Annotated in this window: 1 protein-coding gene; it reads right to left on the bottom strand. The window is 35.8% G+C overall.

Going from position 1 to position 1,540, the window contains the following annotated elements:
- Positions 1-62: 62 nt before the first annotated feature.
- Positions 63-1,483 (bottom strand): IS3 family transposase gene (locus DWX96_RS14130; RefSeq protein ID WP_242988816.1). Its coding sequence is split into 2 segments (ribosomal slippage): positions 63-997 and positions 997-1,483, totalling 1,422 coding nucleotides; the frame shifts between segments, so codons are not numbered across the junction.
- Positions 1,484-1,540: the final 57 nt, after the last annotated feature.

Here is a 1,540-nt window from a genome sequence, read left to right as displayed (position 1 = left end):
TGATGTGACCCCAAAAAGTTAGACTTTTAAGCGTAGCAGTTTTATTGGCTGCTACGCTGTTTTTATGCAGCCAAGAGGCTAAGCCTGTATTGCACAGGACTCATCCATCCTAGTTTTTCTTTTATTCGTTGTTCGTTATAATACTTTATATATCGTTCTATTTCCGATTTCAATTCTTCATAGCTATAATAAACTACACCATAATAGATTTCTTGTTTTAATAGTCCGAAGAAATTTTCCATCACTGAATTATCGTGACAATTTCCCTTTCTAGACATACTCTGAAATATTCGTTCTCCTTTAAGGCGATATGAGTATGCTTTCATTTGATATGCCCATCCTTGATCCGAATGGAAGGTTCTTCGATAGGGACAATCAGATGTTACTTCTATTGCTTTTTCTAGAGCATCCATTATATTCTTGGTAGACGGGCGTTTATCAATACCAAAGCTTAGTATCTCTCCATTACACATATCCATAAATGTATCCAGATAAAGTTTGTGCATAGTCATATGTCCTTTAACATCAACTTCATAGTATTTAAACTCTGTTGTATCTGTGGTGATCTTCTGATGAGGTATATGTGTGTTAAAGCGTCTGCGAATTCTATTAGGCGCAACAGTTCCAACTTTTCCTTTGTATGAACTATATTTCCTACTCCTGCGTGTAAATGAGGTTACCTGTAATCCGAGTTTTTGCATGATTCGCTGAACTTTCTTTTTATTGATAACATATCCCTGATTGCGAAGTTCTCCTAGCATACGACGATATCCGTAATCCTTGTGAAGTTTTCTAATTTCAAGGATTTTTTCTTCGATTTCCTTATCAGGATTTTCTCTATCAAATCTTTTTTGCCAATACATATATGTTGCTTTAGGCATTCCTGTATATGAGAGAAGATATTTTAGTTTGAACTGTCTTCGGAGGCTGCTGATGATTCGCGCCGTTCTCTCATTTTTGCTTCGTCCTCTAAACGCAGTCTCCTCAGTTCTTTTAAAAAGGCATTCTCTATCCTTAACTTAAGAAGTTCATCCTCTAGTTCCTTTACATGTTCTACACTTGTATCAACAGGAGATTCTACAAGTGGTTTGTTTTGTGTATTGTTATCTGGTTTATCCAATATTTTCTTTCGACCTTTCCTACGTGGCCTCAACGCATCAGGTCCAGCTGCTCGAAAGCGATTAACCCAATCAACTATCATAGACGGGTTAGTAATTCCTTCTTGCAGAGCTAAATCTTGATATGAGATTTCACTTGATAAATATAACTCTACAACAAAAAGTTTCTTTTCGAAAGAATATTTTACTTGTTGACGTGAACGTTTTAACCCATCATCTCCAAAAGACTTATAATTATCCACCCATAACTTAACTTTACTATGAGAAGGAACGCCGTATTGCTCGGCGAGATATTTATAACCGCCTTCTCCATTCAGATAAGCATTTACAACTTTCTTTTTAAATTCATAACTATATTTAGACATAAAAATACCGACCTCCAATCGTTAGATTTTTTGGTCTAACTTTTAGGGGTCGGTACA

Origin of the sequence: Roseburia sp. AF22-2LB (assembly GCF_003461125.1) — a bacterium.
In the GTDB taxonomy this organism is placed as follows: domain Bacteria; phylum Bacillota; class Clostridia; order Lachnospirales; family Lachnospiraceae; genus Roseburia_C; species Roseburia_C amylophila.
Note: the sequence above shows the minus strand (reverse complement) of the source record. Positions and strands in the feature narration are given on the sequence as shown.